Raw genomic sequence first — 4,679 nt, 5'->3', positions numbered from 1 at the left:
TCCCCGAAGCAAGTCCGCTGCCCGGCCCGGGAGATGGCCGGGCAGCACCTCTTTCGGCCACCCGTTCGACGCCTCGCGCGAGCCGCCCTGCCCGCTTCCAGCTCGCTGACCTGCGTCGACCGCGCTAAGCTAATCGAACGAACGTACGAGGAACGTATCGATTGCCTGGCTGGAACGGGCCGGGAACGGGCCGGAATGGGGGGAGTGATGGAGGTGCGGCATGGCGGGCTTCGCCCATCTGCATGTCGCGTCCGGTTACTCCGAGCGGTACGGCGCCGCGCACCCCGAGCAGCTCGCGCAGCGGGCCGCCGAGCGCGGGATGGCGGCACTGGCACTGACCGACCGGGACACCGTCACCGGCGCCGTACGGTTCGCCGAGGCCTGCAAGGAGAACGGGATCAAGCCGGTCTTCGGCATCGACCTGGCCGTGGAGGCCCTCGCCCCGCCGCCCCCCGGACAACGAGTCCCCCGGACGAGGGCCCCTCGGACAAGGACCCCTCGGACAGGGGCAGCGCCGCCGCACCCCGGTCCGCGGCGGCGCCCACGTCGTCGAGCCGCCGCTGCGCTTCGCCCTGCTCGCCCAGGACAAACAGGGCTGGGCCCGCCTGTGCCGGATCACCAGCGCCGCCCACGTGGGCACCGCGAGCAACGCCGCTCCCGTCCAGGTGCCGTGGGAGGCGCTGCGTGAGCACGGCGGCCAGGGGCTGACCGTCCTGCTCGGCCCGCTGTCGGAGCCGGTACGGGCGCTGGCGGCCGGCCGGGAGGACGTCGCGGCCGAGCTCCTCGCCCCCTGGCAGCGGATCTTCGGCGACGGCCTGCGGCTGGAGGCGGTCTGGCACGGCCGGGCCGGCACCGGTCCGGGCTCGCTGCGGCTGGCCGCCCGCACGCTGGCGCTGGCCGAACGGACCCGTACCACCGCCGTACTGACCAACGCCGTCCGCTACGCCGACCCCGAGCAGCACCGGCTCGCCGATGTGCTGGACGCCGCCCGGCTGCTGCGGCCGATCGACCCGCGCCGCCTGGACAGCGGGCAGCGCTGGCTCAAACCCGCCGAGCAGATGGCGCGAGCCGCCGAGCAGATCGCCGAGTGCGCCGGCGCGGACCGGTCACGGGCCGTCCGCCTGCTGGCCGACACCGCCGACACCGCGGCTGCCTGCCGCCTCGACCCGGAAACGGACCTCGGCCTGGGCACCCGGCACTTCCCGGAGCCGGAGGTCGTCGGCGCCGGGTCGGGCGGCGCGGGGCGGTTGCTGCGGGAGCGGTGCGCGGCCGGCCTGGTCCGGCGCGGCCTGGACCGCGACCGCAAGGCCCAGGACCGCCTGGCGGACGAGCTGACGGTCATCTCCGGTCTGGACTACGACTCGTACTTCCTCGCCGTCGGGCAGGTGGTGGCCGACATCAGGGAGCTGGGCATCCGGGTCGCGGCCCGCGGCTCGGGCGCCGGTTCGATGGTGTGCCACGCGCTGGGGATCGCCACCGCCAACCCGCTCGACCACCGCCTGCTGTTCGAACGGTTCCTCAGCCCGCTGCGCAAGAGCCTGCCGGACATCGACATCGACGTGGAATCCGCCCGGCGGCTGGAGTGCTACGACGCGATCTTCCACCGCTTCGGCAAGGAGCGGGTCGCGGTGACCGCGATGCCCGAGACGTACCGGGCCCGCCGGGCGCTGCGCGACACCGGCCTCGCGCTGGGCATCGCACCGGACGAGGTGGACCGGATCGCCAAGAGCTTCCCGCACCTGCGGGCCTGCGACATCACCGGCGCGCTCGCCGAACTGCCCGAACTCAAACAACTCGCCGCCGAGGCCGGGAAGTACGGCCCGCTGTGGGAACTCGCCGAAGGGCTCGACTCCCTCGTCCACGGCATGGCCATGCACCCCTGCGGCGTGGTCATCAGCGACGCCACCTTGCTGGACCGGCTGCCGGTGCAGCCCACCCCGCAGGGCGACTACCCGATGGCGATGGCGGCCAAGGAGGAGATCGAGGCGCTGGGCAACATCAAGCTGGACGTGCTGGCGGTGCGGATGCAGTCCGCGATGGCCCACGCCGTCGCCGAGATCGAACGGGCCACCGGCGACCGTATCGACCTCGACGACGGCCAACAGGTGCCGCTGGACGACGTGTTCGCGTTCAAGCTCATCCAGGAGAGCCAGACCATCGGTATGTTCCAGCTCGAATCGCCCGGCCAGCAGGACCTGTTGTCGCGGATGCAGCCCCGGGACGTGCAGGACGTCATCGCCGACATCAGCCTCTTCCGCCCCGGGCCGGTGGCCGGCGGCATGCCCGAGCGCTACATCGCGGCCCGGCACGGCGGCGACCCGCACTACGCCCACCGCGATCTGGAGCCGGTGCTCTTCGACACCTACGGGGTCACCATCTGGCACGAGCAGATCATCGAGACGCTGCACGTGATGACCGGCTGCGACCGGGACCGGGCCGAGATCGGGCGGCGGCTGCTCGGCGACAAGGAGAAGCTGCCGGAGATCAGGGACTGGTTCCACCGGGCGGCCGCCGCCCGCGGCTACGACCCCCAGGTCCGCGACGAGGTGTGGGCGACGGTGGAGTCCTTCGGCGCGTACGGTTTCTGCCGGGCGCACGCCGTCGCCTTCGCCGTCCCCGCCCTCCAATCGGCCTGGTTGAAGGCGCACTTCCCGGCCTTCCTGCTGGCCGGGCTGCTGGAGCACGATCCGGGGATGTGGCCCAAGCGGGTCATCGTCTCCGACGCCCGGCGGCGCGGCGTCCCCCTCCTGCCGGTGGACGTCAACCGCTCGCGGCAGGAGCACGTCGTGGAGCGGGCCGACGGGGGCCAGTGGGGGGTACGGCTCGCGCTGGCCGGAGTGCACGGGATCAGTGAGGAGGAGTGCGCGCGGATCGCGGCGGGCCAGCCGTACAGATCGCTGTCGGACTTCTGGCAGCGGGCCCGTCCCAACCGGCCGACCGCCGAGCGCCTCGCCCAGATCGGCGCGTTGGCGGAACTGCACGACGGCCGGCTGACCCGGCGGGACCTGCTGCTGCAGATCGCCGAGTTGCACCGGCAGTCCCGGGTCCGCAGCGCGGGCAGCGGCCAACTGCCCATCACCGCCGACCCGGTCGGCGGGGCGGAGCCGAGCGGACTGCCGGAGATGACCGGACGCGAAGGGCTCAGCGCGGAGTTGAACACCCTCGGCATCGACGTCTCCCGCCACCTGATGGAGCACCACCAGCGGCTGCTGCGGGAGGTCGGCGCGACCGACGCGGCGCACCTGTCCGAACTCCGCGCCGGGCAGCAGGTGTTGGTGGCCGGCGTGCGCGCCTCGACCCAGACCCCGCCGATCGCCAGCGGCAAGCGCGTCATCTTCGTCACCCTGGAGGACGGCTCGGGGATGGTCGACCTGGCGTTCTTCGAGGACTCGCACGAGAACTGCGCGCATACGGTCTTCCACTCCGGGCTGCTGCTGGTCCGCGGCACCGTCCAGGTCCGCGGCACCCGTCGCACCGTCGTCGGCAGCATGGCCTGGGACCTGGACAAGATCGCCGCCGCCCGCCGCGACGACGGCCCCGAGGCCGCCCTGAAGCTGCTCGGCGCGGACGGCCCGCGGCCCACCCCCGCGCAGCCGCGGCGCGTTCTTGTCGACGGCACGGCGGGCGCCCTGCTGCATCCCTACGCCGACCTGCAGCCGGCCGGCAGCCGCTCGGCCGACCTGAAGAAGCTCGGCCACCGCAGCCAGGGGAGCGCGGGATGACGCCCCCGGGCCGCGAGCTGACGCCCCCGGGCCGGACGGAAACCGGGACCGGGAGCCGGATCGGCACCGGGAGCCCGACCGGAACCGGGGCCGGGACCCGGCTGCGGCACATCGCGCACCTGCACCTGCACGCCGTACCCGACGAGGACCAGTACGAGGAGGTGCTGGACCTGCTGGCCGGCATCACCCCGCACGTCCAGGCCTTCCCGCCCGACGCGGTCCAGCTCGACCTCACCTCGGCGCTGCGCTACTTCGACTGCGGCCCGTACGAGCTGGTGCAGATGGCGCAGCTGCGGCTCATGGGCCTGTACGGCATCGACAGCAGCGCAGGCCTCGCGGGCAACCGCATGCTGGCCGCCATGGCCGCGGCCAGTTCCGCGCCGGGCGACACCACCCGGATCCCCGCCGAACCGGCCGGCACGGCCGCCTGGCTGCGGCCCCGGCCGGTGACCGCGCTGCCCGGGATCGGCCGGGCCACCGCCGCCACCCTCCACACCTACGGTCTGCACACCATCGGCCAGGTCGCCGATCTGCCCGCGGCCACCCTCCAGCGCCTGCTCGGCGCCGGCCCGGCCCGGCTGCTGGCCGAACGCGCCCGCGGCCACGACCCGCGCCCGGTCACCCCGAAGGCGCCCGCCGCCCGGATGACCGCCGATCTCGTCCTCGACCGGGACTGCCTCGACCCCGAGCAGCACCACCGCGCCGTGCTCGGCCTGGCCGAGCAGATCGGCCGGCGCCTGCGGACCGAGGGACAGGTCACCGACCGGCTCACCCTCACCGTCCACTACGCCGACCGCAGCTCCAGCACCCGTACCCGCGGCCTGGCCGAAGCCACCGGCCACTCACCCGTGCTCGCCGCCACCGCGCTCGGTCTGCTGGCGGCGCTGGGACTCCAGCGGGCCCGGGTGCGGGCCTTCGCGCTCCGCGCGGACGGTCTGCGGCCGGCCGAAGAGGCCC

The 4,679-nt window shown here is 74.2% G+C and carries 1 protein-coding gene and 1 pseudogene; both read left to right on the top strand.

Annotation, left to right across the window (positions count from 1 at the left end):
* The first annotated feature begins 220 nt into the window (after positions 1-220).
* Positions 221-3,722, top strand: a pseudogene (locus GA0115240_RS15735) (DNA polymerase III subunit alpha).
* Positions 3,719-4,679, top strand: a 961-nt coding sequence (locus GA0115240_RS39025; RefSeq protein WP_093737301.1) for a DNA polymerase Y family protein, incomplete at its 3' end; no start/stop codon positions are given. The pseudogene GA0115240_RS15735 and the gene GA0115240_RS39025, both read left to right, overlap by 4 nt.

Origin of the sequence: Streptomyces sp. DvalAA-14, from assembly GCF_900091855.1 — a bacterium.
Classification (GTDB): Bacteria; Actinomycetota; Actinomycetes; order Streptomycetales; family Streptomycetaceae; genus Actinacidiphila.
The sequence above is the reverse complement of the archived record's forward strand: the minus strand, read 5'-3'. Positions and strand labels throughout refer to the sequence as shown.